This is a genomic window from Listeria rocourtiae FSL F6-920 (assembly GCF_000525975.1).
Classification (GTDB): Bacteria; Bacillota; Bacilli; order Lactobacillales; family Listeriaceae; genus Listeria_A; species Listeria_A rocourtiae.
Window position 1 is genome coordinate 13,804 of record NZ_AODK01000037.1, and the last position, 25,050, is coordinate 38,853.

A 25,050-nucleotide genomic window follows, 5' to 3' on the forward strand; every position below is an offset into this window, starting at 1 on the left:
GTAGAAGATAACAACCTGAAAATAAGCTTTTTCCGAATAGTTATCCAATATGCTATAATAGACGAGGATGGGAGTGTGATGAATCGTGGAAATGATTAAATCGACGAAAAATGACCGCGTCAAAAATTGGCGTAAATTACAAACGAAGAAAGGCAGACAGCAGGAGTTTTCATATTTAGTAGAAGGGTTTCATCTTGTGGAGGAAGCGTTACGTCAAGACGGCCTAGTAACGGAACTGATTATAGCGCCTAGTGTGAAAATCCCGGAAGGTTGGAACACAACGAATATCCCTGTGTTTTATGTGAATAAAGAAGTTGCAACAAGTATTAGTGAAACAATCACTGATCAAGGAATTTTTGCCGTTGTGAAAATGGAAGATCCAGAAATCATGATGCTATTTGGTAAAAAGTTTTTGCTACTAGACGGCGTTCAAGATCCGGGGAATGTAGGGACTTTGATTCGTACAGCTGATGCTGCTGGGTATGATGCGGTTGTTTTAGGACGTGGAAGCGCCGATTTATACAATCCAAAGGTAATTCGTTCGACACAAGGAAGCCATTTTCATATTCCAGTTTTGCAAGCGAATTTACTGCATTGGGTTGAGCGTTTTGAAGAGGAGGGCGTGCCTATTTTTGGGGCTGTTTTAGATGATACAGCGACAAAATTGCAAGAAGTGGAGCCTCGAGAAACGTTAGCTTTGATGGTCGGTAATGAAGGGAACGGCATCCAGGCGGAACTTCAAACACGATTAACGCACAAAGTATACATACCGATATATGGTGCAAGTGAGTCATTAAACGTTGCGGTCGCAGCAGGTATTTTGATGTATGGATTGAGGAAGTAATTCTAATAAAGAGTACGAACCTAGTTTTTAGGGTCGTACTCTTTGTTTTCTAGTCTGGCATCTTCACTTCTTTAATAAGAACTGGTTTCAGAGCTGATTTCACCCCACCAATAATCCCTTTCGCGGCACTCCAATCGATGTTAAATAAGGTACCAGAGCCGCCTGTTGAAATCATAGTGACCTCGGTTACGTTGTTAAAATCATGGACAACAATGAATAGGGCGGTGTGGTTACTGGGCCGTAGAGAAGATTGGTCATAGGTTAACATGCCTTGATAGAATGCTCCGAACTGGCGAAGCTCTTCAAACACGATATCCTTTGTTGATTGAGATAATTTGATTAAATCCATGGTTTCCGTTACGCTACTTTTTACAACATATCTAGATTGAGTCATGATTGATAGTCCCTCCAATCATATTTTACGGGCATTAGCTTATCTGCTACTTTTATTTTACGCTTAAATAAGTGAATTTTCAATGGATCAAAACGCTTATTAATTGTAAGTTGGTGAGTTTAAATGAGTTACTTTCTGGCTTGGAATGTGGTATAATGATTTTAGAGGTGAGAACAATGAAAGAAGAAACGCATACAATGTGTCCGAAGTTCGAGAATGCCTTTTCGCTACTTGGTAAGCGTTGGACTGGTCTGATTATTAATGTATTGTTGGATGGGCCGAAACGCTTTAAGGAAATTGCAGGCGAGATTACGCAAATGAGTGATCGTGTCCTTGCTGAGCGCTTAAAAGAGTTAGAAGAATCGGGAATCATCGTGCGACATGTGTACCCAGAGACACCTGTTCGTATTGAATATGTATTGACTGAAAAAGGTAAAGGCTTGGAGAAGGTGATGATTCAAGTTCAGGAATGGGCAGAGAATTGGATTGAGCTAACACCAGCTGAGAATTAGTAAAAAATATGACTCTTAAACATGTTTCGTGGTGGATTGAGAGTCATATTTATTTTTTACCTTGAAAATTCGATTCAAACATACTATAATGAAAGCTATCAACTAAATATATGGAAAAGACATTGAAGGAGACAAGTAGTTATACGGATGCATTTTTAGGGAGAGGTTATCTTAGACTGGAAATAACCTTATGATACGTATTTGCGAACATTTCAGCTCTGGAGTCGCTGTCGGGATTTTTTTAATGAAAGACAGATCGGTGTGAAGCCGTTATTTGAATGAAGTGGATGGCTTTTTGCTGTCTATTAGGGTGGTACCGCGTGATTATGAACCTCGTCCCTTTGTGGATAAGGTTTTTTATTTTGGCTAAAAATAAGGAGTGAAGTAGCGTGTTAGATCAGTTGGAGCAATTGAAACAAGAGGCTGTAAAAGAAATCGTGGCTGTGGAAAGTCTGGAAACATTGAATGATTTACGTGTAAAGTATTTGGGTAAAAAGGGACCGATGACGGAAATTATGAAGCAAATGGGTAAATTATCTGCAGAAGAACGCCCAAAAGTGGGAGCCATCGCGAATGAGGTTCGGGAAGAATTAACGAATGCCATTCAGGAAAAGCAAGAGGAGCTAGGCGCAGCTGAGATTAAGAAGCAGCTTGCGAATGAAACAATCGATGTGACGCTTCCAGGAACAACTGTGAAAGAAGGGACAGCCCACTTGTTGACGCAAGTTATTGAGGAGATTGAAGATTTGTTTATCGGAATGGGCTATAGCATCGCGGAAGGGCCAGAAGTCGAGAAGGACTACTACAATTTTGAGGCGTTGAATTTACCTAAGGACCATCCAGCTCGCGATATGCAAGATAGTTTTTATATCACAGAGAATACGTTATTGCGTACGCAAACTTCCCCTGTTCAGGCACGTGTGATGGAGCAACATGACTTTGCGAATGGACCAATTAAGATTATTTGTCCAGGTAAAGTTTACCGTCGTGACAATGATGACGCGACGCATTCCCACCAATTTACCCAAATTGAAGGTTTGGTTGTAGACGAGAATATCACATTAGCTGATTTAAAAGGAACGCTGACTGTGCTTGCAAAAAAAAAATGTTTGGCGAAGAGCGTGATGTCAGATTGCGTCCCAGCTTTTTCCCATTCACAGAGCCGTCTGTTGAAATGGATATTTCATGTTTCAAATGCGGTGGTGAAGGCTGTCGCGTGTGTAAGGGAACTGGCTGGATTGAAATTCTTGGTTCTGGCATGGTTCATCCCAATGTGCTTGAAATGTCAGGCATCGATTCAAAAAAATATAGCGGTTTCGCATTTGGTATGGGTCCGGAGCGCGTCGCGATGTTAAAATATGCGGTGGATGATATTCGTCACCTATACACAAACGATTTGCGGTTTACAAAACAATTTTCGGTGAAAGAATAAGGGGGGCGAAAAAGCATGTTAATATCATATCAATGGGTCAAAGAATATTTTCCGAATCTAGCAATTTCAGCAGAAGAGCTAGGTGAGCGCATTACGCGTGGTGGAATTGAAATAGAAGGCGTGGAACATTTAAACGCGGATATCACGAATATCGTAGTCGGTGAGGTTATCATATGTGAAAAACATCCGAACGCGGATACACTCAATAAATGTACGGTCAATGTCGGAGAAGCGGAACCAATTCAAATCATCTGCGGCGCACCAAATGTTGCTGCAGGTCAAAAGGTGATTGTTGCTCGTGTTGGTGCCAAATTACCAGGTGGCATGAAAATTAAACGTGCGAAATTACGCGGTGAAGTGTCTGAGGGCATGATTTGCTCGCTTCAAGAACTAGGATTTGAAGGGAAAACGATTCCGAAAGCAGTTGCGGATGGGATTTTTGTATTACCAGCAGAGGTTGAAATTGGTGCAGATGCGATAGGTTTACTCGGCTTGGATGATGCGATTTTAGATATGGCGATTACACCGAACCGAGCGGATGCATTAAGCATGACGGGCGTTGCCTATGAAGTGGGTGCAATTGTAGACCAAAAGCCAGTATTTGATGGGATTTCAGAGCTAGCAACGCAAGGTGATGTTTCGGATTATGTTCAAGTGAGCGTGAAGGATGAAAACACGACGCCATTTTACGGGATGCAAGTGATTAAGGATGTCGTAGTTGGCGAATCACCGCTATGGCTCCAAACAAAGCTAATGAAAGCTGGTATTCGTCCGCATAATAACGTAGTTGACGTGACGAATTACATTTGCTTGAAATATGGGCAACCGCTTCACGCATTTGATTATGAACGACTTGGCAGTAAGGAAATTCTTGTTCGCCTAGCTATGAATGGTGAAGAAATCGTAACATTGGATGGGGAAATACGTAAATTAAATGAAGGACATGCAGTGATTACAAATGGTATGGCTCCGATTGCAATTGCAGGTGTGATGGGCGGCGAGACATCAGAAGTTGTCGAAACAACAACGACCGTTGCTCTAGAAGGTGCCATTTTTAATAGCAGTTATGTTGGGCGTGTGTCTCGTGAACTTAATTTGAGAACAGAAGCAAGCATTCGTTATGATAAAGGTAGTGATGCTTGGAAAGTCGAAAAAGCCTTGCAACACGGTGCTACACTGATTGCTGAACTTGCGGGTGGAACGCTCGTTGGCGGTATGGCAAAAGTCGATAATCGCACGAAAACAGAAAATATTATTAAGACAACATTGACGCGAATTAATCGAGTATTAGGGACCGAAATTAGTTCAAACGAAGTGCATAATATATTCGCAAAATTACAGTTTGATTTAGTGGCAGACGGCGATGCATTAGCGATTACCATCCCGCCACGTCGCTGGGATATTCTGATCGAAGCGGACATTTTTGAAGAAGTGGCACGTATTTATGGCTATGATAAAATTCCGTCGACATTGCCTAGCAGTGTTTCAGCAGGGCACCTAACAGTCGATCAAGCAGCTAAAAGAACGATTCGTCGCTATCTAGAAGGTGCTGGACTGAACCAGGCGTTGACGTATTCTTTAACGACCGAACAAGCCGCAACAAAGTTAGCTCTTACAGAAGAAAAAGCCGTTTCGCTTTCTATGCCGATGAGTGAAGAACACAGCCATTTGCGAACTAGCATTGTGCCACAACTCCTAAAAGCAGCCAGTTATAATGTAGCTCGCAAAAATAGCAATGTTGCGCTATACGAATTAGGCACGGTTTTCTATGCCACACAAGGCGATAATTTACCGCTTGAAACCGAACATTTAGCAGGGCTTATCACAGGAAGCTGGTACGAAACAAATTGGCAAAAACAAGACAAGAAAGTGGACTTCTTCCTATTAAAAGGTATGATTGAGGGAGTCGTTGCCAAACTGGGATTAGAGGAAGCTTTAGATTGGAAGCAAGCGGAAAAACAAGACTTGCATCCAGGAAGAACTGCAACCATCTGGCTAGCAGGTGATGAAATTGGATACCTCGCCCAAGTTCACCCATCACTTGCTGCTGAGTTGGATTTGAAAGAAACATACGTATTCGAATTGGATGCCACACAATTGCTAGCAGCACGGAAAAAAGCTGTGACGTATCACACGATTCCAAGGTTCCCAAGCATGACACGTGATATTGCTTTACTAGTAAATAAAGAAGTGAGTCAAGCAGCACTAGAGAATGAAATCAAAGCCCAAGCCGGCAAACTTCTAACCAATATTCAGCTTTTCGACATTTTTGAAGGCGAAAAACTGGGCGCAGATAAGAAATCGATGGCCTACACACTCACGTTCCTTGATCCAGAACGAACATTGACGGATGAGGAAGTAACAAAAGTCAATCAAGCCATTGTAACAGCGCTTGAGACAAAATTTGACGCGGTTATTCGCTAATAGAAATAAGTTTGGACAAAATCTCATGCCGACTTTCGCTAAAGATTAGTCATAAAGAAAAAAACTCATCGACTTGTAACTATTCTTCTATCCATAATAAAATTGAGGAATAAGTTATAGGTCGATGAGTTATTGAGATTTTACAAATTTGTTGGCTAAAAAGAAGTCGCGCTAATTTCAGTTCTTTATCTGGAGGCTAAAGCTTTAAATAAAAAAATTGAAAACGGTTCATTTATTCGAGTGATACATGTATAATTGTGGTATCAAGAATAAGCGGGAGGAACAATATGATTCATTTAGGAAATGATTGGGACATACTTTTACAAGATGAATTTACAAAAGATTATTATTTGAAGCTACGTGAATTTTTAAAAGTCGAATACGGGAATCAGCGGGTTTATCCTGATATGTATGATATTTTCAATGCGCTGAAATATACGGCTTTTAAAGATGTAAAAGTTGTGATTCTAGGGCAAGATCCGTATCATGGAGCGGGGCAGGCGCACGGGATGTCTTTTTCTGTGAAACCAGGGGTTAGAACACCACCATCGCTTGTTAATATGTACAAGGAACTGGCGAATGATTTGGGGCTGGAGATTCCGAATAATGGCTATTTATTACCTTGGGCCGAGCAAGGTGTATTGCTGCTGAACACTGTTTTGACAGTTAGAGAAGGGAAGCCAAATTCACATGCGAAACAAGGTTGGGAAATGCTAACGGACACGATTATTTCGCTTCTTGGACAAAAAGAGGAACCAGTTGTCTTTTTGTTATGGGGGAACAACGCCAAGTCAAAGCAAATATTGTTGCGAAATCCGAATCATCTAATTTTAACAACTGTTCATCCGAGCCCGCTATCAGCAAATCGTGGTTTTATGGGATGTCGGCATTTTTCGCAAACGAATCAGTATTTAAAAGACAATGATGTAGAGCCGATAAATTGGCAGATTCCAAACATATAAAAGACGATATTCTCGCCTCAAAATGTAGGTGAAAATATCGTTTTTAATCCGTATCTTAGCTTCTGCGCGATAAATTACGAGCTTTATCAGTATTTGCAAAATGCCATTTCGTGTAGTGTTGGAGTGTCGCTTCTCCTTTTGTATCTATAACATCGGCAGCTACTTGATCAACTTTTGAACTCGCTCCTTTTGGGATAGCTAACCCGAGTTCTTTCTCCATTTCACGAAAAGCTTCGACAAAACGAAATCTGGCTATGATGGATGCAGCCGCAACCGAGAGATGTAGGCCTTCTGCTTTTGTTGCAAAGAAAACATCTTCACGAACGACGGAAGCTTCTTTAGCGAGGTAACGATAATAGGTGCTTTTTTCAGCGAATTGATCGATTAGAATCGCGTCAGGTTTGATGGGGGCTATTTTTTTTGAGAACATTTTCTAAAGCGCGATTATGTAGGATTGCTTTCATTTGTCCTTGGTTCATTCCTTTTGCTTGCAGTTCGTTGTATTTAGGATTGGGTAATAGCAGGAGGCTGTGAGGAACGATAGGGATAATTTTTTTAGCAATCTCACAAATTTCTGGATCAGTCATAGCTTTGGAATCTTTGACACCGAGCTGTTTTAGAAGTGGCATCATGGCTTGGTCTACATAACATGCGGCAACAATCATTGGGCCGAAATAGTCGCCGGTTCCAACTTCATCGGATCCAACAACATTTTTAGATGCGAAACCTGGAGGCAAGATAGAGGAGCTTACTTTTGTTGACTTCGTTTTTGGTTTTGTTGCGGTGCCCCATTTTGCGGCTTCCTGTTCTCCTTTTGCCCCTTGGAACATGACTTTGCCAGATTTATAAGCGGTGATAGAAAGCCCTGTTTTTTTTGACTGCAAAAATAGCTCCGGGAGGTATTTTGTCGGACATATGTGATAAATAAGCGCTTTGCATAGCTTCGATTTGTTTTGGTGTTGCTTGGATAACGGTATTTGCGATTGAAATCATCTTCTTTCTTTAGGTTCATCGCTTTTAATTTTACCATAATTCACGAGATTGTTTCATACTTAAGGCTGAAATCGTTCTGGATTAGAACATTTGTGCTTTTCTTCGTTTACAATTCATGATAAGATGGGGTACAAGTAGGATAAATGTGTGCGAAGGAAATGGATGAGGAGGAAAACAGATGGCGGATAATACTAGAAATAAACTGACAACAACAATATATGGAAGAGAATATACCATTGTTGGTGTTGAATCTACTGAGCATCTTCGTTTAGTCGCACGTCTGGTGGATGAAAAGATGCATGAGATTGGTGCACAGAATCGTTCTTTAGATAGTGGGAGGCTAGCTGTTTTGACTGCCGTTAATGCCACGCACGATTATCTGAAATTAGAGCAAAAATACCAAGAGTTGGAGAAAGAGCTGGCTCGGATTAAAGGACGCGAATAAATGGTTTTAAATGTTATTATACTCATCTTATTAATTGGTGGATTTTTCAATGGTTATCGTAATGGTGTTTTACGACAGCTGATTATTACGATTGGTTATTTATTGAGCTTTTTTTGTAGCATATAAATATTATGAAGCATTAGCACCGCATATTACATTTATTCCATATCCAGAATTGGATAAGTCGAATGATTTTTATGTGTTACTTGAAACGCTTCATACAGAAAATGCGTATTACAATAGTATTGCCTTCTTGCTGATTTTTCTAGTGGCAACGATCGTTGTGCATATGATTGCTTCCTTGTTTAAAGGTGTCACCAATGTACCAGTTTTACGTCAGGTAAATGGTTTGATTGGTGCTGCATTAGGAGTTTTACAAACGTATTTGATTGTTTTCTTGATTTTATACGTTGGTGCTATTTTCCCAGCGGAGTGGTCGCAAAATGTAATTTCTGGTTCGTCTGTTGCGGAATGGATTTTGAAAAATACGCCATTATTGTCCGACGCATTCTACAAATGGATGACGGGGATATTACCGAAATAGTTTTATCGATGTCAGCGAAAAGCTGGGGCTACTCAGTTCCAGCTTTTCTGCTTTTTAAGGGGAGTGATGAATGGTGAATAAAAAGAAAATTATTGATTTACTAGAAACGATTGCGTTATATATGGAATTAAAAGGTGAGAATCCTTTTAAAATATCGGCATTTCGGAAGGCGGCACTAGCATTAGAGCAGGATGAGCGCAGTTTGTCGGAAATAGAAGACTTTACTAAGATTAGCGGAATCGGTAAATCGACAGCTGTTATTATTCAAGCATTTTTAGAAACGGGTGAATCAGAGGAGCTGGAAGCGCTGAAAAAAGAGGTTCCCGAAGGTTTGGTTCCACTTCTAAAAGTACCTGGGCTGGGCGGAAAAAAGTTATCTCGATTGTATCAAGAGTTGGGCGTTGTGGATCGGGATTCACTACTTGCTAAGGCGACTGATGGTAGCATATCAGCATTGAAAGGCTTTGGTCAGAAATCTGTTGATAAGATGGTGGACGCGGTTCAGGAGATGGGGGAGCGCCCTGATCGTTATCCGCTAAATGATGTGTTGCCGATTGCAAAAAGTTTGGAAGCTTATTTGGCTGAAATTCCTGAAATTGTACGCTTTTCACATGCGGGTAGCTTTAGAAGATTGCGGGAAACAGTGAAGGATTTGGATTTTGTTATTGCAACAGATCAACCAGATTTGGTAGCGCAACAATTATTAGCGATTAAGACGATTGACCAAGTGATTGCGGCTGGAGATACGAAAGTTTCGGTAGATTTGGATGATGGAATTAAGATTTCTGTAGATTTCCGAATGGTTGCACCAGCCGAGTTTGTCAGTACATTGCACCATTTTACGGGTTCAAAAAATCATAATATCCGGATGCGTCAAATTGCCAAGCACCAGGCGGAGAAAATCAATGAGTATGGCGTAGAAGATGAAGCTGGAAACGTGAAGCAATTTGAGACGGAGGAGGCATTTTTTTGCTCATTTTGCTATTCCGTTTTTGCCACCTGAGGTAAGGCGTGATGGTACGGAGATTGATCGAATCAAGGCAGATACAGCGTTTGTTCAGCTTGAGGATATAAAAGGTGATTTGCATATGCATACTACTTGGTCAGATGGCGCTTATTCGTTGTCCGAAATGATTGAGGCATGTATTGCGAAGGGCTATGAATATATGGTGATAACGGATCACGGGCAGTTTTTAAAAGTCGCTAATGGGTTGACGGAGGAGCGTATTCGAAAGCAACAAGCTGAGATTAGAGCTTATAATGAGAAGTATGCGGAAATTGAGATTTTATCGGGAATTGAAATGGATATATTGCCAGACGGATCGCTTGATTTTGAGGATGATTTATTGAAAGATTTGGATTTCGTGATTGCTTCCATTCATTCTAGTTTTTCGCAAACAGAGGAGGAAATCATGAACCGCCTGCAAGTAGCTTGTGAAAATCCTTATGTGCATCTGATAGCGCATCCAACAGGTCGAGTCATTGGTCGTCGTGATCCATATAATGTGAATGTGGAGCAGCTGATTCAAATGGCTGCGAAAACTGGTACGGCGCTCGAGCTCAATGCGAATCCGCAACGTTTAGATTTGACTGCGAAATATTTGGAGCTTGCTACAGAATATGGGGTGCGGGTAGCGATAAATACAGATGCGCATGACACGCAACATTTGGATTTTATGGAGATTGGTGTTCGGGCGGCAACGAAAGGTTGGTTGAGTAAAGAGAATGTATTAAATACGATGGGAAAAGAGGATTTTCTCGCGTTTATTAAAAATAATCGTCCGTAAGTGGAGGACGTTAACTGGGGCTAAATATTATGAGTAAAAAAGTAGAAACGATTTTAGAGTTCGATAAAATAAAGCAACAGCTTCTCGAATTTACTTCTTCTGCGTTGGGTGAAGAAGCGATTCGAGCGTTAGAACCGACTTCGGATATTGACAAAGTGAAGTTAGCGCAGCGGGAAACCGAGGAAGGTGCGAAAGTTATTCGGTTACGTGGGTCTGCGCCGATAGCTGGTATTTATGATGTGGCTGGACATATGAAACGCCTTGAAATTGGCGGTGATTTGAGTGGTTTGGAGCTTTATCAAACCGGGAGTAATCTCCGCGTGAGTCGCTTGATGAAGCAATTTATCGACGGTCTTGTGGAACAAGGTGTTGAGCTAGAATTGCTGGACGAGTTAGCTAGTAAGCTTGTGCCAATGCGGGATACGGAGGACACGATTGCGCTCACGGTTGATGAGGCTGGTGAGATTTTAGATACGGCGAGTGAAGATTTACGAAATATTCGTCAGACTTTGCGCCGTACGGAAGGCCGTGTACGCGAGCGCTTGGAGCAGTATTTACGTGATAAGAATGCTTCAAAAATGTTGAGCGATACGGTTATTACAATTCGAAATGATCGCTATGTTTTACCAGTAAGACATGAATATAAAGGACATTATGGCGGAATTGTCCACGATCAATCTGCTTCTGGCCAAACGTTATTTATTGAGCCACAGAGCGTTGTAGACATGAACAATGAACGTCGTACATTACAAGCAAAAGAAAAGCAAGAAATTGAGCGTATCTTAGCAGAAGTTTCGGCTGTTTTAGCAGAATTCATTTCAGAAATTAGGCAAAATACGTATGTGCTCGCGCGATTTGATTTTATTTTTGCGAAGGCTAGGTTTGGGAAATCGATGAAAGGAATTACGCCGCAAATAAATCAAGATGGAATTGTGAGATTGTTTAGTGCGCGTCATCCATTGCTCGACCCTGCAACGGTTGTTAGCAATGATATCCTGCTTGGTGGCGATTACCGTGCGATGTTAATTACGGGGCCAAATACAGGTGGGAAGACGATTACGCTAAAAACGCTTGGACTATTGACACTGATGGCACAAGCTGGTTTGCAGATTCCAGCGGAGGAAGAGTCAGAGATTGCTGTCTTCTCTCACGTTTTCGCAGATATTGGAGATGAGCAGTCCATTGAGCAGAGTTTGAGTACATTTTCTTCTCATATGACGAATATTGTTTCGATTCTTGATAAAATGGATGCAGATTCCTTGATTCTCTTTGATGAGCTGGGGGCTGGTACCGATCCGCAAGAAGGTGCGGCGCTTGCCATTGCGATTCTTGATGCGGTGGCTGCGAAACATGCTAGCGTAGTGGCTACAACACACTATCCGGAGCTAAAAGCATATGGATATAATCGGGAATTTGCGACAAATGCATCAGTGGAATTTGATGTGGAAACGCTTAGCCCGACTTATCGTCTACTGATAGGTGTTCCTGGTCGCAGTAACGCTTTTGCAATCTCGCGTCGTCTTGGGTTGAATGAGGCGGTTATTGAAGATGCTAGAAGCTTGGTAGACACGGAAAGTGCGGACTTGAACGACATGATTTCCAGTTTAGAAGAAAAAACGTAAAGCGGCAGAATTGGAATACGAAGAAGCGTATCAAATGAGCGTGATGCAGAAAAATTACAAAAAGACCTCCAAAAAGAGATTATTGCTTACCACGACCAAAAAGATAAATTGATGGAAAAAGCGAATGAAAAAGCAGCTAATGTCATCGAAAAAGCAGAGGTTGAGGCAGAGGAAATCATCCAAGAATTACGGCAAATGCAGCTTCAAGGTGCAGCAGGCCTTAAAGAACATGAGCTAATCGAGATGCGAAGCCGTTTAAACCAAGTGAAGCCAAAAACAATTCAGAAAAAAGTAGTGCATGATGTCCCTAAAGTCGCGCATAAATTTGCTCAAGGTGACCAAGTCCGAATTTTATCATTAGGGCAAAAAGGAGTACTTTTAAATCGAGTGAATAGTAAAGAATGGAATGCGCAAATTGGGATTATCAAGACGAAAGTAAAAGAAGCGGATCTAGAGTATATGAAACCGGAACAGCCGAAAAAAATGCGTCACGTTACTACGGTGAAAAGTGATAATTCGGTTACAAGAACGGAATTGGACTTACGAGGTGTGCGCTATGAAGACGCGTTACAACAAGTGGATAAGTATATTGATGCTGCATTACTTGCAGGCTATCACCAAGTTAGTATTATTCATGGGAAAGGCACAGGAGCGTTGCGGCAAGGCGTTACAGAATTCTTGAAGCACCATCGAATGGTGAAATCCATTCGATTCGGTGCAGCAGCAGAAGGTGGAAATGGGGTAACGATTGCCGAGTTGAAGTAAGATTTGAGCAGATTATTGGCTCCATATGCAAACGGAATGCTATACTAGCGTTACAATATGTGTAAGGAGGTAGAGAAATGGCTATTCAAGAAATTACAGATGCAGAATTCGAAAAAGAAACAAGCGAAGGTCTAGTGCTTACTGATTTCTGGGCGACTTGGTGTGGTCCTTGCCGTATGGTTGCGCCAGTTTTAGAAGAAATTGACGCGGAACAAGGCGATAAATTAAAAATCGTTAAAATGGACGTGGATGCGAACCAAGAAACACCAGGTAAGTTTGGCGTAATGAGTATCCCGACATTACTAATTAAGAAAGACGGAGAAGTGGTTGATACGATTATCGGCTATCGTCCAAAAGAAGAATTAGATGAAGTTTTAGCGAAATACCTATAGCATTTTCAAAAGGCTGGTTAAAGTGAGAAGAAGCGTGATTTAGTTTCTGTTTCCTTCTCATTTTTCCTAGCTTTTTTTGTTGCAACAAAGCCGTTTTATGCTACACTGAAAGAGGAAGATAATTAGACTATAGAAGCAGGGGAAAAATGTTTGCTATGGTATTTTTCGCTGATAGATTGGGGTGGTGAATGATGACGACAGAACATATCCGAAATAAGCTTGCCTTGTTGCCTGATCAGCCTGGTTGTTATTTGATGAAAGACCAGCAGGGCACAATTATTTACGTAGGCAAAGCGAAAATTTTGAAGAATCGTGTGCGCTCTTATTTCACTGGATCGCATGACGGTAAGACACAACGTTTGGTGCAAGAAATTCGTGATTTCGAATACATTGTGACGTCCTCGAACGTGGAGGCCTTGTTACTTGAAATAAATTTGATTAAAAAGCATGATCCGCGCTATAATATTATGTTAAAAGATGACAAGACTTATCCTTTCATTAAAATAACGAACGAGACGCATCCGCGATTAATTATTACACGGAAAGTGAAGCGTGATAAAGGGAAGTATTTTGGCCCGTATCCGAATGTGTACGCAGCGAATGAGACGAAGAAAATTTTAGATCGGCTTTATCCACTGCGCAAATGTACAACGATGCCGAGTAAAGTTTGTCTGTATTATCATTTGGGACAATGTCTAGCACCGTGTGTATTTAAGGTGGAGCAGGACACGTATAAAACGATGACAGATGAGATTGTACAGTTTTTAAATGGTGGCTACAAAGAAGTGAAGCAAGATTTAATGGCGCGAATGCAGGAGGCTGCAGAATCGATGGAGTTTGAAAAAGCAGCGGAATATCGTGATCAAATTACGGCGATTGAAACGACGATGGAGAAACAAAAAATGACGATGAATGATTTTGTGGATCGTGATGTATTCGGCTATGCGATTGATAAAGGCTGGATGTGCGTGCAAGTTTTCTTTATTCGACAGGGGAAATTGATTGAACGCGATGTTTCCCAATTTCCATTTTATAGTGATGCAGATGAGGATTTCCTAACATTTATCGGACAATTTTATCAGAAAACGAATCATATTCCACCGCAGGAAATTTTTCTGCCGGATGATGTGGATGAAGAGGCGATTCAGGCGCTGTTGCCAGATACAAAGGTTCTCGTTCCTAAGCGTGGCAATAAGAAGGATCTTGTGAAATTGGCTTACAAAAACGCTAAAATTGCGCTAAATGAGAAATTTTTACTACTTGAGCGCAATGAAGAGCGAACGGTTGGTGCTACAGAAAGACTTGGAGAAGCGATGGGAATTCCAACACCAAACCGAATCGAAGCATTTGATAACTCCAATATTCATGGTACAGACCCAGTTTCTGCGATGATTACGTTTCTTGATGGTCGTCCAAGTAAGAACGATTACCGCAAGTACAAAATCAAAACCGTTGTAGGTCCAGATGATTATGCAACGATGCGAGAAGTAGTGAGACGTCGTTATTGGCGCGTGCTTAAAGAAGGCCTACCGCTTCCAGATCTCATTTTGATTGATGGGGGAAAAGGGCAAATTGATAGCGCAAAAGATGTGTTAGTAAATGAATTGGGGCTGGACATTCCGGTCGCTGGTCTTGCCAAAGATAGCAAACATAAAACGAGTCAACTCCTATTTGGTGATCCACTTGCAGTCGTTCAGCTTCACCGAAATAGCCAAGAATTTTACCTTCTACAACGAATTCAAGATGAGGTCCATCGCTTTGCTATCACATTCCACCGCCAACTACGAAGCAAAACTGGCTTCCAATCCTTACTCGATGGCATTCCAGGAGTTGGACCAGGTCGTAAAAAAACGATTTTGAAACATTTTGGCTCGATGAAAAAACTAAAATCCGCGTCTGTTGCAGAAATAAAAGAAGCAGGCGTACCGATAGTTGTGGCAGAAGCAGTCCACGCGAAATTTGCAAAAATGAATGAAGAAAAACCGAAGTAGGAGGGATATTTTTGGGCAGAGTAGTTTTAAAATTCGGTGGTACCTCGGTAGGCACCATTGAAAAAATAAAAAAAACAGCAGACCAAGCTATTCGCGAATTTGAAAAAGGGAATCAAGTTATTGTGGTTGTTTCGGCGATGGGCAAATCTACAGATCGGTTAGTTGATATGGCGCTTGAAATTAGTGAGCATCCAAGTAAGCGTGAAATGGACATGTTGCTTTCTACCGGAGAACAGATCACGATTTCCTTACTTTCAATGGCAATTCACGAGAAGAATTACGAGGCAGTATCTTACACAGGTTGGCAGGCTGGAATCACGACCGAGCCAGTTGCGAGTAATGCTCGAATTCTAGATATTGATACCGAAATGATTCAAGCCGCATTGGATAAAGGACAAATCGTTATTGTTGCAGGATTCCAAGGTGTCAGTGGGGAAGGCGAAATCACGACGTTAGGAAGAGGCGGATCAGATACGACAGCCGTGGCACTTGCCGCCGCGTTAGAAGCGGATAAATGCAGCATATGCACCGATGTCGTTGGCGTTTTTACAACAGACCCGCGCTACGTTAAAAATGCGCGTAAGCTGAGCCAAGTAACATATGATGAAATGCTCGAACTGGCGAATCTTGGAGCCGGTGTTTTGCATCCAAGAGCAGTGGAATACGCGAAAAATTACCGCATTCCGCTTGAAGTCCGAGCGAGCCATGAAATCGAAGTAGGAACGATGATTGAGGAGGAAATGACCGTGGAAAATACGAAAGTCGTGCGAGGAATCGCATTTGAAGATAAAATTACCCGCGTGACAATTCATTGGGATAAAAAAAGAAAACATGCGCGTATCAAAAGTTTTTACAACGCTCGCAGATCACAATATTGATGTGGATATTATCATTCAAGGGATTACTGGACTGGGCCACGGCAACCTTTCCTTCACAATTAAAACAAAAGCGTTACTTGAGACATTAGCCGTGCTAGAAGAGCATCAGGAGGCGCTACAATACGCTAAGTTGGAATCCGAACAGAACTTAGCCAAAGTGTCGATTGTTGGATCCGGCATGGTGTCGAATCCAGGTGTTGCAGCGCATATGTTTGAAGCACTAACGGATAATGATGTAGCAATCAAGATGATTAGTACATCGGAAATCAAGGTTTCAACAGTGGTAGATGAGAAGAAAATGATTAAAGCGGCTCAAGTATTGCATGATCGATTTGAGTTGGAGGATTAAAAATAAACATGCTGTATCCATCTTTTACACTGATGGATACGGCATTTTTATAGTCTGATGGTTGTTAGGAGGCAGTTGTCAAGTCGACTGCTGCTACACGAATTTTTCATTACGTCCTGAGAGGGATTCAACCCCCCGACCGCTTCAGATATTTCTAGTTTGATAATTGCGAAAACCTCTCTGGCACAAAGATTTTAGCGGTTTTGGAATTCGAGCCGACATCGGAAAAACCTTCGACAAGTACAGGCGGTAGTATCGTCGATTATTTGAACAGCCAGAAACAAGACTCAAGTATTACGGCGCGTAAGAAGTTAGCGGCGCAATATGGCATTGCAAATTATACAGGTACTGCGGCGCAGAATATAACATTATTGAATAAGCTAAAAGCAAGTAGTGCGCCAAAGCCAACGGTACCAACCAACCCATTTGCAGGCAAGAAACTAGCGTCAAAGGTTAACGGACTACGCTTCTATAATAAACCGTCATGGGCAGACAAGGACGTAGTAGGCACAGTCAATAAAGGCGTAGGCTTCCCGACGGTGCTGGCGAAGGTCAATGTCGCAGGTAGCCCGCAATACAAGGTGCAGAACTCTAAGGGCGCCACTTTTTACATAACAGCAAGCGACAAGTACGTCGAATTGAAAGCGAAATAGCACGACAAAGCCCACGTTCTTAATCGAGCGTGGGCACTTTTGTTATATATATAAACAGAAAATGTGAATTTTTATACGTTTAAGTACAAAATCGCTACGTTCAGGACAAAAATGGTCACACACTCTTTTTTTATGTTATGATAAATGGGACATAAAAAAGAGAGTAAGATACAAAAATGAAGAAAATAGCTTACAGTTTTTTTTGTTGTACTAAGTGCATTAGTCTTAACATTTGGATTTGTGCCCCAAGTTAACGCGACTGAGGAAGCACCGGGAACCAATTTACCTACATCAACCGAGATTACTTACGATGTGAATAAATTTTTAACAGAGGAAGAAGTTAGTCAAAGATTCATCGATATTGCATCTAAATACGAGCTTGAAGAACCATTTTCAAAAGAAGATGCTGAGTTTGTAGTTCGTTACTCTAATACTGCTGTAGATGCTTTGCCACCAAGCAATTCGATGATGGCATCTCGGAGTATTCATTTATACAAAGGTACTCAAAATAGAAGCTTCAACAAAAGTAAAACGGCTCAAGGGGCAAAAGTAACGTTCAGTGGTAAATTGACAAACCACCTTAATGCTATTAATTGGACGGGTCAATGGTACAAAGGTGTTACAACTGCAAAAATCAATTCTGGAAGTGCTAAAGTTACAAAAGTGAAAACAGTCGTTCAGGTAAGCACTTATGGGTTACTCGGTGCTGGCGGGACTTATGTAGGGCTAGTAAACAATTCAACTATTTCTAGTGAATCTGCCAAAAAAGGTGGGGGAGTAACCGTAAATTACCTAGATAAAACTAAAAAATACAACGCGGTATTACCGGTATACAGTAACGTCAATGCATACGTAACTGTGTCTACAAAAACAGGTTCGTATAACCTGTACGCTTTTTAAGATAGGAGGCTTAACCTAACAATGGTTTTAATTTTTAGCGCAGTTGTAATTATACTGCTCGTAGTAGGATTAGTAATGCTACTAAAGAAACTTTTTTCGAGGAAAAAATAATTAAAGTAAAAGCTCCGTCATACATTCGTTGTATTGACGGAGCTTTTTTGTCTTGACTTATTATACGTCATGACGTATAATGGCGTGGAAGGCATTAAAAAACGCTCTTGTTGCGATAACAAGAGCGTTGGTATGGCGGGTGATAGACGATGGCAAAAGACGCACAACGTCGTGCAGCGGATAAATGGGACGCCAAGCATCCTGAAAATAAAGCTCACCGACGCGCTAAGTCAGAGGCAAAAAGATTTATACTTAATCGCGCAAGTGAGGACGAGTTACAACAGGTGGAACGATGGGTCAAGGAGCGCCGTGCTGAGCGGCAAACCAGCCCGACAGAAAAGCAATGACGTATGGAGTGTTTTCAGCACTGACGCCATGACTTTCTATAAGGGCTAGTATTGCTGGGTTATCGCGTTGTAGCGTCGCAATATGTATCAAACTATCGATACCCTCGGCGCTAAATTTAATAGGTTGTACTTGCGAATCAGTAGTAGTTACGTTACAATTAGGTTGAGTTGGCTTCATTAACGAAGCGTTTTTGAGACCTTTGTTGCAGCAAGGGTCTTTTTCTACATCATCATACTTCATACATTTCGACCTCCTTTTGTAGTTGCTGGCGTTCCATAAGCGGGTAGATGCCCTGGCGTTTTAGTAGTTCGTAGATGAATAAGCGTCCAGTGTGCGTCCAGTATGTGTGCAGAACTGTACCGCCACCGCGAGTTTTAATCGTTTTACTGTGCGTGTAGCCTTTGTCAGCGTGTTGCTGGTAAAGAAACCACGTGCCCGACAAATTGTATTGTACTTCTAAGTCGTGAAGCATTTCGTTAAGTCGGCGCGCACTCATACCGTAATCTTTGGCGATGTCAGTAATACGCAGTAGTGAGTCGCTTTGAAGTACATAATCATAGTATGCGGCTTTTGGCTGTAGCTCGGCGTTTTCCAATTGCAGTTGGTCAACTCGGTGGCTGGCGTATTCTAGGGCGCGTTTCATAATCATTTCAGGCGAGTTCCAAGCGGCTTCAACTTGTAGGAAATACTGACGGGCTTGTTTACCTTTTTCGGTGCGCTGGATCATTGAAATTTCCTTCGCCATTGGTAGCGTGATATGGTGGTCTATGAAGGTTGTTTCGTTGCCTTGAGCTGTTGCTCTTTTTTGAGCCATAGCTATAAAGTCAGTGTTTTCAACAAATCCGTAGCTTACCATTCGAGGGAACCAGTCTTTATACTTTGTTCTGACGCCCAAAAACTCGTGCAGTTCTCTAGCGGAAACAATGACTTGACCTTCCTTATTGTGTTGCGTGGTGATTAGTTCATTCATTAATAAAAACCTCTTTTCGATTTAGTTTGTGAATTTATATGAACAGCTCGAAAGCTGGTATTAATTATCATAGCACCCAAGATTCGGATATTAGCTTTTTGGCTAGACTTTTAATTGTCTTTAGAAAAGTATATAATAATTTTCTTTGAGGTGAACAATGTTTTTTCGAGTAAAAGAACTTGCAGAAGTAAGATGTTTGAGTATTGCAGAGCTTGAACGAGAGCTTGGATTCGGTCAAAACTCTATTTATAAATGGAAGACACAACAGCCTTCTGTTGATAAATTAATTATGATTGCCGATTTCTTCGATGTTACAACTGATTATTTATTAGGAATTAATGATGAAATTCTTCTGCCGCCAGCGGAATATGAGTTCCCGTTCAATGAGTACTACTATGAAGACGACTACAGAGAGTTTTTGAGTGAACTCAAGACTTGTGGATTAAGCTATTATCAAAGTAAGAGCGATTACCGGAAGATAGTAGTTTTTTCGCCTGTAGATAAGGAAATCATTGCTACATGTAGTATAATGAAATTAGTGAAATCAGTACCTGAATTTCTTACCCACTTCTATCAATATAGACATGCAATACAAAGAGAGTATTTCACTGATTTTTTAACGAGTTTTGAGCAGAAAAGTGATGGAACTTCATATGACTTCCTCAAAGAAATTGATTGTCTAGCTGCCAACTTGAACGAAAACAAGAAAATCGAGCTAATAAAAGAATTAAAGGAACGTTTTGGTGAGCGTTCTTGATAATATAAAAATAACATACACTGATAAATATGTCAATGAACTGAAACTATGTTCAGTGTGTAGAAAGAGGATGCGATGATAAAAAGTAGATTAGCTGTACTGTTGGCTGAACGAAATATTAAAGTTGGGCAGGCGTCCGAAGACACTGGTATTGCCCGTAATACAATCACTTCATTGACGACTGATTCTAGCGCCGGTGTGCAATTTGATACAATAAATAAGCTATGCAAATATCTGAAATGCACTCCTGCAGATTTTTTTTGAGTATGCACCGATTGACATCCAGACCAACTTGAACATTGAGACGTTGTCGCTTGAAGATGAAGATAGTAAGAATGGTAAATTAAAGCTTGAACTAAGTGGGTTAGTTACTTATAGCGTCGATTTTGGTGATAGACTTGTGACATACTACAGTAGCGCTAGTATTGGATCACATGAATATGATGACTATGAATCTGAACTAGTTGCGATTAATCGTGCACTGCCAAAAAATAAACAAGTGGACTATCTGATTGATATATATTTCGATGGACAGGGAGATAAACGAGAATTTGATAACGTTGTTTTGGATAAACTGACTATAGGATTTCAAAATAAATTTTTTGAAGACCTGAAAAATACAGTGATAGACAAATTATCTGAGGCTATTACAGAAGTTGCCTCATTAACAGGGGCACAACACTTACTAGACAGAGAAATAAAGTTTTGTTTTGTTACGGACTATAATCAGATGTATTCTAGCCTGAAATTTAAATTCGCTTAAGAAACAAAAAACCTCGTCATCAATCAGCGTATAATAACACTGACTAATGGCGAGGTATAAATTCACTCTTTGGTTTCAATTTTTTTCATTGTATCATGGATTGAGTATCCAATGCAAGCGCTTTTATAAATTGTTTTTCCTTTCGCTATCCACACGAAGGGCTCTTCCTATTTACGGCATATTTTGGTATGATAGACGTAAAAAGGGAGAGATATTATGGAAGATTTTTTGAAAAATTTGGCTTTATTGTTACCTTTTGCGAGCGCTTTTATAGTTATTGTTATTTTTGTGTCCAATCAAAATTTTCAATGCTGATATTGAAAAACATTTATACTCGAACGTTGAGAAACTTGCTACACATGTGTTTAACATAGCAGTATTAGCAGGGCTAATAATGATGATATTTGCATTGACATCGAATGGAGGCAAAGCGCCTGCTACAGATGGTTTGGACGGTGTGGCATTGACAGTTATAGGGTTGATATCTCTAATGTTCCTTGCATCAATACACTATATGTTCTTTTTACTTTCTATGAAGCTGTTAGGAAGAGAAGATTATTACTTCAACAAAGAAGGTAAGACGTATACAATCCTAAAAAAAGCACAAAAAAGAAAAACTTTTTTTATGTTCTTATAAAGAGAAAGAGATGGTCGGAAACAAGGTTGAAGAGGTTGTTGCATGGAAATTTTTCAATGAAGAAGAAATATTTAATACAGTGACGATAAAAAGAGTGCCCTTTAAGATAGCTAGGAATAAAATAAGCGTAGAAATTTATACGCGGTTAAGAAAAATGAAGTGGTTTGTATGGGTATTCTTAAGTGTACTAATGTTAATGGGAGTTAGTTCGACGGCAATACCAATAATTGGGGAGCTATTAAAGGGGAAACCAAGTTCTTCTAGCCTGTTTACTTACTATTATTTCGGGGTATTATTTTTTTGTGTCTATAGTATTATTTGTAATGATTATAAGCAGATACAGGGCGGGTAAGATACTATCAAAACCTGAAAGTAACAACCTCTCGACGCAAGAATCTGAACCGTCAGTTTGATGCTATATAGCTCTTACTCAATTTTGAGTAACCAACAAAACCTTCATGTCACTATCCATTTGGATTTAGCGTGAGGTTTTTTGGTGTGTCAGCCTATCCTAGCGACCTTACAAAAATGTACGTTAAAACTTACATTCATGTCACTTCGGCAAAATAATTTTATGTTATAATCGACACCTAAAAAAGAAAATAGAAAATGGAGGTAAGAGTTGTATGAAAAAAATTAGTTTAGCTATCGTTGCTACATTGTTGCTAGTATCTATGGTGTTTCATGGAGCACCTGTAAAAGCTGCGCAAGGTCAAACAATACCTACTGGAACATATTTCATTAAACCTAAGCTGAATCCAAACTTAGTTGTAACTCCGCAATTTAAACTTGACCAAAAAAATACCTACCCAGGATTAAATTATTACGAATTTTTCTATGTTGCCTCAAAAAATGCCTATGTGATAAATATAATTCCTCCTATTGGTTACAGTGCTCAATGGACTGGAGAAGTTGGCGTTGGAAATCTAAAGTGGGAAGGGCAAGAAACCAATCTTGACGATAAAATGCTCTGGACTTTAGAAGATACAGGCTCTGGAAACTTTATTCTCCACAACAAAAAGAATCCTAACATGGTATGGGATGTGCATAATGCTTCGGCTACCATTGGAAACCCGATTAAAGTAGAGCAATTACACCCTGCGTCTAGCCAGTTCCGAAACGCTCAATTATTCCAACTAGAAGAAATTCGCCCATAATAAATTGAATGAAGTAAAAACCCCTCGCAACAGTCCGTTTGGATTGGCGAGGGGTTTTTGTGGCGTTCTATTTCAAATCTAATACCATAAGAATCTTCTTCATAGTTATCTGTTTCGCAACTTGCCGACCATTTTAGGGGAAGTTGCTTAATCGTACTGACGTCTGCCACTTTAGGAACTTCGAATGAAACAATACCTTCTTTTTTTTGCGCCTTTTAGTATTTCTCCGCCAATATTATCACTTGCCAGCATAGACGCTTCTAGTTGTTGACCTTCAACAAGCACGGTCGCTTGGTCGGGATATGTATCAAAATCTAATTCACCGCTGTTTTGGGGTGCAGTACAAATTAGTAGTGGCGTTTTCTTATACATTGTGGTAACTTTGTTAGGAGATTATCGAGTCTAAAACGTCCGAGTTCGAATACCGTTCTTTACCTATAACAACGAAATGCTTTTTACGTGTTTCATTACGTCCTGAGAGGGATTCGAACCCCCGTTCCGTCACACAATTTTTCAACCTTTTGGGTACGAAACCCTTTCTGGCGCAATGATTTTCGCGATTTTAGAAGTCGAACTACCGCCGAATTTATGACCGATTGACGCCCTTCTCCTCAAAACGAATATTAGGAGGCGTTATTTTGACAAAAAAATTAGGTATTTTCGATGTTAACAATTTAGTTTCGGGAGGGGCTCGTCGGCTAACAATTAAGAAGGCGTTGACAACCGTCGTTAGTCAAATGCGTGCGGCAAAAATGGCTGAACGCACTATTAGCGATTATCAAAGGCATGCGCAAAGCTATGTGAGCGCCACAGAGCTTACTTACTTGGACGAAGTCGACGTGGCTTCTATCTACGTGTGGTTAGCGTCCATGAACGTCAGCAATAACACGTTGCTTATACGCCTTAAGTGTTTTAAAGCGTTCTTAGGCAGGTGCTTCGATAATGGCTGGATTGAGCGAAAGTTCTGGCGCACAGTAACCGTTAAGACCGAGCAGGTAGTTAAACAAGGTGCAGCGGAGGAAAATGTGGCACAACTATTAAGCGTCATGGATACAGCAACCTTCATTGGGCTACGCGATGCTGTAGCCCTTTTGACGATGTACCGCGCAGGGCTTCGAGTAGGTAGCCTTGTCAGCGTTAAGGAGTCCGATATCGACACAGCGTCCAATACAATTACCTTACAAGGCGCGCAATTAAAGAATCGCAAAGGGCTAATACTGCCGTTACCGCTTGAACTAGTTGAAATGATTGAGGTATTAATAGAACGCAACGAAGCTATACGCGCCCATTATGGCGAGGAAAATGCGTTCCTTTTTATTAACCGCAATGGCACACGCATAAGCAGTGAACTACGTCACAACACAATTCAAAGGCGCTTACGTACCTATTCACAAAAACACAATATCGATAATATTAACCCGCATGCATTGCGCCGAGGCTTTGCCAAGCAGTTATTAGAAAGAGGCGCCGACTTAGCGCTAATATCAAAAGCGTTAGGGCATAGTAACTTGGCGGTTACTACGCAATACCTTCATTTTGAGTCGCAAGAAATAGTTGATAAACTACGCGGATATTTGTAAATACTGGCTACGAACCTAAGACCTAAGACTGATTTTTCATAGGTCGCAAGTATGGTTTTTAGGCTCGACGTCTATATTTTCCTTTCCTAAGTGGCTATATAGTAGGGAGGGAGGGCGCTTAGTAGGCGTCGAGTTGTGAAACAGTTCGCCGTACTACCTTAACGTCAGGCGTCCCGTGTGTGAGGCGTGTTAGAATATCGCCCTTATACATTATTAGTTGGCGCTAAATGATAGGTTCAGACGATGGAGTGAAACGACATCGGATGACGAGCCGTTAGGCGAGTATAGAAGAACGTGCTTAATCGTTATATATGACGTAATATAAAGGCATAGTCTACCCTTTAACGGGTGTATTGTGTATAGGCGCCATATAAATAAGAAGTATTACGATTTAACGTACCCATCACAATCAATCTCGCGCCCTCGACGCGCACACCCTTCGAAAAACTAAGGGGTCGATAAACTGACGCCGAAAACGTTTATACATCTTATATAACGCATAATAAAAGCGCAATGCACAACGCCTATTTCACATGCAACACGTGAACCTTAGGGCGCCAGTACATTGCGCTATTTATGTATAGTTAATGGTTAATTGTATAAAAACGTACAGTAGTGCGACATTGTGAAATGGCTATACCGCGCGCTATTGGCGCATAGGCTAGTTTACATAAGGTATCTTATCGGAAGTTGTCGCTGTATTTCGTTGCATATTTATGCTAACGTTTAATAGTCGCGCAATTCTGTTTATGACGTTTTATAGGGCGGGGGTGCTTAATTTATTTTATGCGTTTCCCTGACCCGAAAACAATTCTTACAAAAATTTTAAACCGAGGGGCA

18 protein-coding genes, 7 pseudogenes and 1 other annotated feature are annotated in these 25,050 nt (G+C 40.8%); of the genes and pseudogenes, 21 read left to right on the top strand and 4 right to left on the bottom strand.

From position 1 onward, the window contains the following. The first annotated feature begins 85 nt into the window (after positions 1 to 85). Positions 86 to 844 carry a TrmH family RNA methyltransferase gene (locus PROCOU_RS12085; protein WP_036072796.1) on the top strand — a complete coding sequence of 253 codons (759 nt, stop codon included), beginning with the start codon at positions 86 to 88 and terminating at the stop codon, positions 842 to 844. Positions 845 to 893: 49 nt separating this feature from the next. Here PROCOU_RS12085 and PROCOU_RS12090 read toward each other — a convergent pair whose 3' ends face one another. Further along, positions 894 to 1,238, bottom strand: coding sequence for a DUF6054 family protein (locus tag PROCOU_RS12090; protein ID WP_036072797.1), 345 nt, complete (start codon positions 1,236 to 1,238; stop codon positions 894 to 896). 176 nt (positions 1,239 to 1,414) lie between these two features. On the opposite strand from PROCOU_RS12090, the gene PROCOU_RS12095 reads away from it, so the two are divergent. The 4 genes and pseudogenes from PROCOU_RS12095 (at position 1,415) to PROCOU_RS12110 (ending at position 6,568) form a co-directional block, all read left to right on the top strand. Further along, the gene (locus tag PROCOU_RS12095) at positions 1,415 to 1,750 is read left to right on the top strand and encodes a winged helix-turn-helix transcriptional regulator (RefSeq protein WP_036072799.1); all 336 of its coding nucleotides are present in this window, start codon (positions 1,415 to 1,417) and stop codon (positions 1,748 to 1,750) included. 113 nt (positions 1,751 to 1,863) lie between these two features. Beyond that, positions 1,864 to 2,094 (top strand) — a binding site (T-box leader). Positions 2,095 to 2,139: 45 nt separating this feature from the next. Continuing rightward, positions 2,140 to 3,182, top strand: a pseudogene (gene pheS, locus PROCOU_RS12100) (phenylalanine--tRNA ligase subunit alpha). Between the two features lie 15 nt (positions 3,183 to 3,197). After that, positions 3,198 to 5,606: a phenylalanine--tRNA ligase subunit beta gene (gene pheT, locus PROCOU_RS12105; protein ID WP_036072800.1), complete on the top strand. Its 2,409-nt coding sequence runs from the start codon at positions 3,198 to 3,200 to the stop codon at positions 5,604 to 5,606. Positions 5,607 to 5,893: 287 nt separating this feature from the next. Next, positions 5,894 to 6,568, top strand: coding sequence for a uracil-DNA glycosylase (locus PROCOU_RS12110; RefSeq protein WP_036072801.1), 675 nt, complete (start codon positions 5,894 to 5,896; stop codon positions 6,566 to 6,568). Between the two features lie 55 nt (positions 6,569 to 6,623). On the opposite strand, the pseudogene rnhC reads toward PROCOU_RS12110, so the two are convergent. Next, positions 6,624 to 7,552, bottom strand: a pseudogene (rnhC, locus tag PROCOU_RS12115) (ribonuclease HIII). Between the two features lie 187 nt (positions 7,553 to 7,739). Between rnhC and zapA the strand changes: the two are divergent. From zapA to PROCOU_RS17250, 10 genes and pseudogenes are all read left to right on the top strand, one after another. After that, a complete protein-coding gene (gene zapA / locus PROCOU_RS12120) occupies positions 7,740 to 8,006 on the top strand; it encodes a cell division protein ZapA (RefSeq protein WP_036072802.1) in 267 nt (88 codons plus the stop codon). Continuing rightward, positions 8,007 to 8,550: pseudogene (locus tag PROCOU_RS12125) on the top strand (CvpA family protein). It abuts the gene before it with no gap. A gap of 70 nt (positions 8,551 to 8,620) precedes the next feature. Then, positions 8,621 to 10,337 (top strand): annotated as a pseudogene (polX, locus tag PROCOU_RS12130) (DNA polymerase/3'-5' exonuclease PolX). A gap of 29 nt (positions 10,338 to 10,366) precedes the next feature. After that, positions 10,367 to 12,724, top strand: a pseudogene (locus tag PROCOU_RS12135) (endonuclease MutS2). A gap of 77 nt (positions 12,725 to 12,801) precedes the next feature. Further along, positions 12,802 to 13,116 (top strand): thioredoxin, encoded by a 315-nt coding sequence (gene trxA, locus PROCOU_RS12140; RefSeq protein WP_036072803.1) that lies wholly within the window; start codon positions 12,802 to 12,804, stop codon positions 13,114 to 13,116. Positions 13,117 to 13,307: 191 nt separating this feature from the next. Next, the gene (gene uvrC / locus PROCOU_RS12145; protein WP_036072804.1) at positions 13,308 to 15,107 is read left to right on the top strand and encodes an excinuclease ABC subunit UvrC; all 1,800 of its coding nucleotides are present in this window, start codon (positions 13,308 to 13,310) and stop codon (positions 15,105 to 15,107) included. Positions 15,108 to 15,118: 11 nt separating this feature from the next. Then, positions 15,119 to 16,334 (top strand): annotated as a pseudogene (locus PROCOU_RS12150) (aspartate kinase). Between the two features lie 428 nt (positions 16,335 to 16,762). Beyond that, a pseudogene (locus PROCOU_RS17245) lies at positions 16,763 to 16,987 on the top strand (N-acetylmuramoyl-L-alanine amidase); the annotation flags it as partial. 240 nt (positions 16,988 to 17,227) lie between these two features. Then, entirely contained in the window at positions 17,228 to 17,887 is a 660-nt protein-coding gene (locus tag PROCOU_RS12160; RefSeq protein ID WP_036072807.1) for a hypothetical protein, read from the top strand. A 260-nt stretch (positions 17,888 to 18,147) separates the two neighbouring features. Next, the gene (locus tag PROCOU_RS17250) at positions 18,148 to 18,345 is read left to right on the top strand and encodes a hypothetical protein (RefSeq protein WP_077913438.1); all 198 of its coding nucleotides are present in this window, start codon (positions 18,148 to 18,150) and stop codon (positions 18,343 to 18,345) included. Positions 18,346 to 18,575: 230 nt separating this feature from the next. On the opposite strand, the gene PROCOU_RS12170 is transcribed toward PROCOU_RS17250, so the two are convergent. Continuing rightward, positions 18,576 to 19,316: a phage antirepressor KilAC domain-containing protein gene (locus PROCOU_RS12170; protein ID WP_036072810.1), complete on the bottom strand. Its 741-nt coding sequence runs from the start codon at positions 19,314 to 19,316 to the stop codon at positions 18,576 to 18,578. Between the two features lie 196 nt (positions 19,317 to 19,512). On the opposite strand from PROCOU_RS12170, the gene PROCOU_RS16720 reads away from it, so the two are divergent. The 5 genes from PROCOU_RS16720 to PROCOU_RS12200 all read left to right on the top strand — a co-directional run bounded on the left by PROCOU_RS16720 (position 19,513) and on the right by PROCOU_RS12200 (position 22,630). After that, positions 19,513 to 20,073, top strand: a complete 561-nt coding sequence (locus PROCOU_RS16720) for a helix-turn-helix domain-containing protein (RefSeq protein ID WP_244266310.1) — start codon at positions 19,513 to 19,515, stop codon at positions 20,071 to 20,073. Positions 20,074 to 20,148: 75 nt separating this feature from the next. Continuing rightward, positions 20,149 to 20,337, top strand: coding sequence for a helix-turn-helix domain-containing protein (locus PROCOU_RS19360; protein ID WP_036072811.1), 189 nt, complete (start codon positions 20,149 to 20,151; stop codon positions 20,335 to 20,337). 43 nt (positions 20,338 to 20,380) lie between these two features. Further along, positions 20,381 to 20,836, top strand: coding sequence for a hypothetical protein (locus PROCOU_RS12185; protein WP_149023669.1), 456 nt, complete (start codon positions 20,381 to 20,383; stop codon positions 20,834 to 20,836). A 394-nt stretch (positions 20,837 to 21,230) separates the two neighbouring features. Continuing rightward, a complete protein-coding gene (locus tag PROCOU_RS12190) occupies positions 21,231 to 21,473 on the top strand; it encodes a hypothetical protein (RefSeq protein WP_036072820.1) in 243 nt (80 codons plus the stop codon). A 626-nt stretch (positions 21,474 to 22,099) separates the two neighbouring features. Further along, positions 22,100 to 22,630, top strand: coding sequence for an RICIN domain-containing protein (locus PROCOU_RS12200; RefSeq protein ID WP_036072825.1), 531 nt, complete (start codon positions 22,100 to 22,102; stop codon positions 22,628 to 22,630). 171 nt (positions 22,631 to 22,801) lie between these two features. Here PROCOU_RS12200 and PROCOU_RS12205 read toward each other — a convergent pair whose 3' ends face one another. Continuing rightward, entirely contained in the window at positions 22,802 to 23,002 is a 201-nt protein-coding gene (locus tag PROCOU_RS12205) for a hypothetical protein (RefSeq protein ID WP_051994387.1), read from the bottom strand. A gap of 266 nt (positions 23,003 to 23,268) precedes the next feature. On the opposite strand from PROCOU_RS12205, the gene PROCOU_RS12210 reads away from it, so the two are divergent. Further along, positions 23,269 to 24,210 (top strand): tyrosine-type recombinase/integrase, encoded by a 942-nt coding sequence (locus PROCOU_RS12210; protein WP_036072826.1) that lies wholly within the window; start codon positions 23,269 to 23,271, stop codon positions 24,208 to 24,210. Positions 24,211 to 25,050 lie beyond the last annotated feature (840 nt).

Excerpts from the sequence above, each read along its gene's own strand:
- PROCOU_RS12090 (WP_036072797.1), bottom strand. The coding sequence starts at position 1,238 with ATGACTCAATCTAGATATGTTGTAAAAAGTAGCGTAACGGAAACCATG.
- PROCOU_RS12095 (WP_036072799.1), top strand. The coding sequence starts at position 1,415 with ATGAAAGAAGAAACGCATACAATGTGTCCGAAGTTCGAGAATGCCTTT.
- pheT (WP_036072800.1), top strand. The coding sequence starts at position 3,198 with ATGTTAATATCATATCAATGGGTCAAAGAATATTTTCCGAATCTAGCA.
- PROCOU_RS12110 (WP_036072801.1), top strand. The coding sequence starts at position 5,894 with ATGATTCATTTAGGAAATGATTGGGACATACTTTTACAAGATGAATTT.
- zapA (WP_036072802.1), top strand. The coding sequence starts at position 7,740 with ATGGCGGATAATACTAGAAATAAACTGACAACAACAATATATGGAAGA.
- trxA (WP_036072803.1), top strand. The coding sequence starts at position 12,802 with ATGGCTATTCAAGAAATTACAGATGCAGAATTCGAAAAAGAAACAAGC.
- uvrC (WP_036072804.1), top strand. The coding sequence starts at position 13,308 with ATGACGACAGAACATATCCGAAATAAGCTTGCCTTGTTGCCTGATCAG.
- PROCOU_RS17250 (WP_077913438.1), top strand. The coding sequence starts at position 18,148 with ATGGCAAAAGACGCACAACGTCGTGCAGCGGATAAATGGGACGCCAAG.
- PROCOU_RS12170 (WP_036072810.1), bottom strand. The coding sequence starts at position 19,316 with ATGAATGAACTAATCACCACGCAACACAATAAGGAAGGTCAAGTCATT.
- PROCOU_RS19360 (WP_036072811.1), top strand. The coding sequence starts at position 20,149 with ATGATAAAAAGTAGATTAGCTGTACTGTTGGCTGAACGAAATATTAAA.
- PROCOU_RS12190 (WP_036072820.1), top strand. The coding sequence starts at position 21,231 with ATGATGATATTTGCATTGACATCGAATGGAGGCAAAGCGCCTGCTACA.
- PROCOU_RS12200 (WP_036072825.1), top strand. The coding sequence starts at position 22,100 with ATGAAAAAAATTAGTTTAGCTATCGTTGCTACATTGTTGCTAGTATCT.
- PROCOU_RS12205 (WP_051994387.1), bottom strand. The coding sequence starts at position 23,002 with ATGTATAAGAAAACGCCACTACTAATTTGTACTGCACCCCAAAACAGC.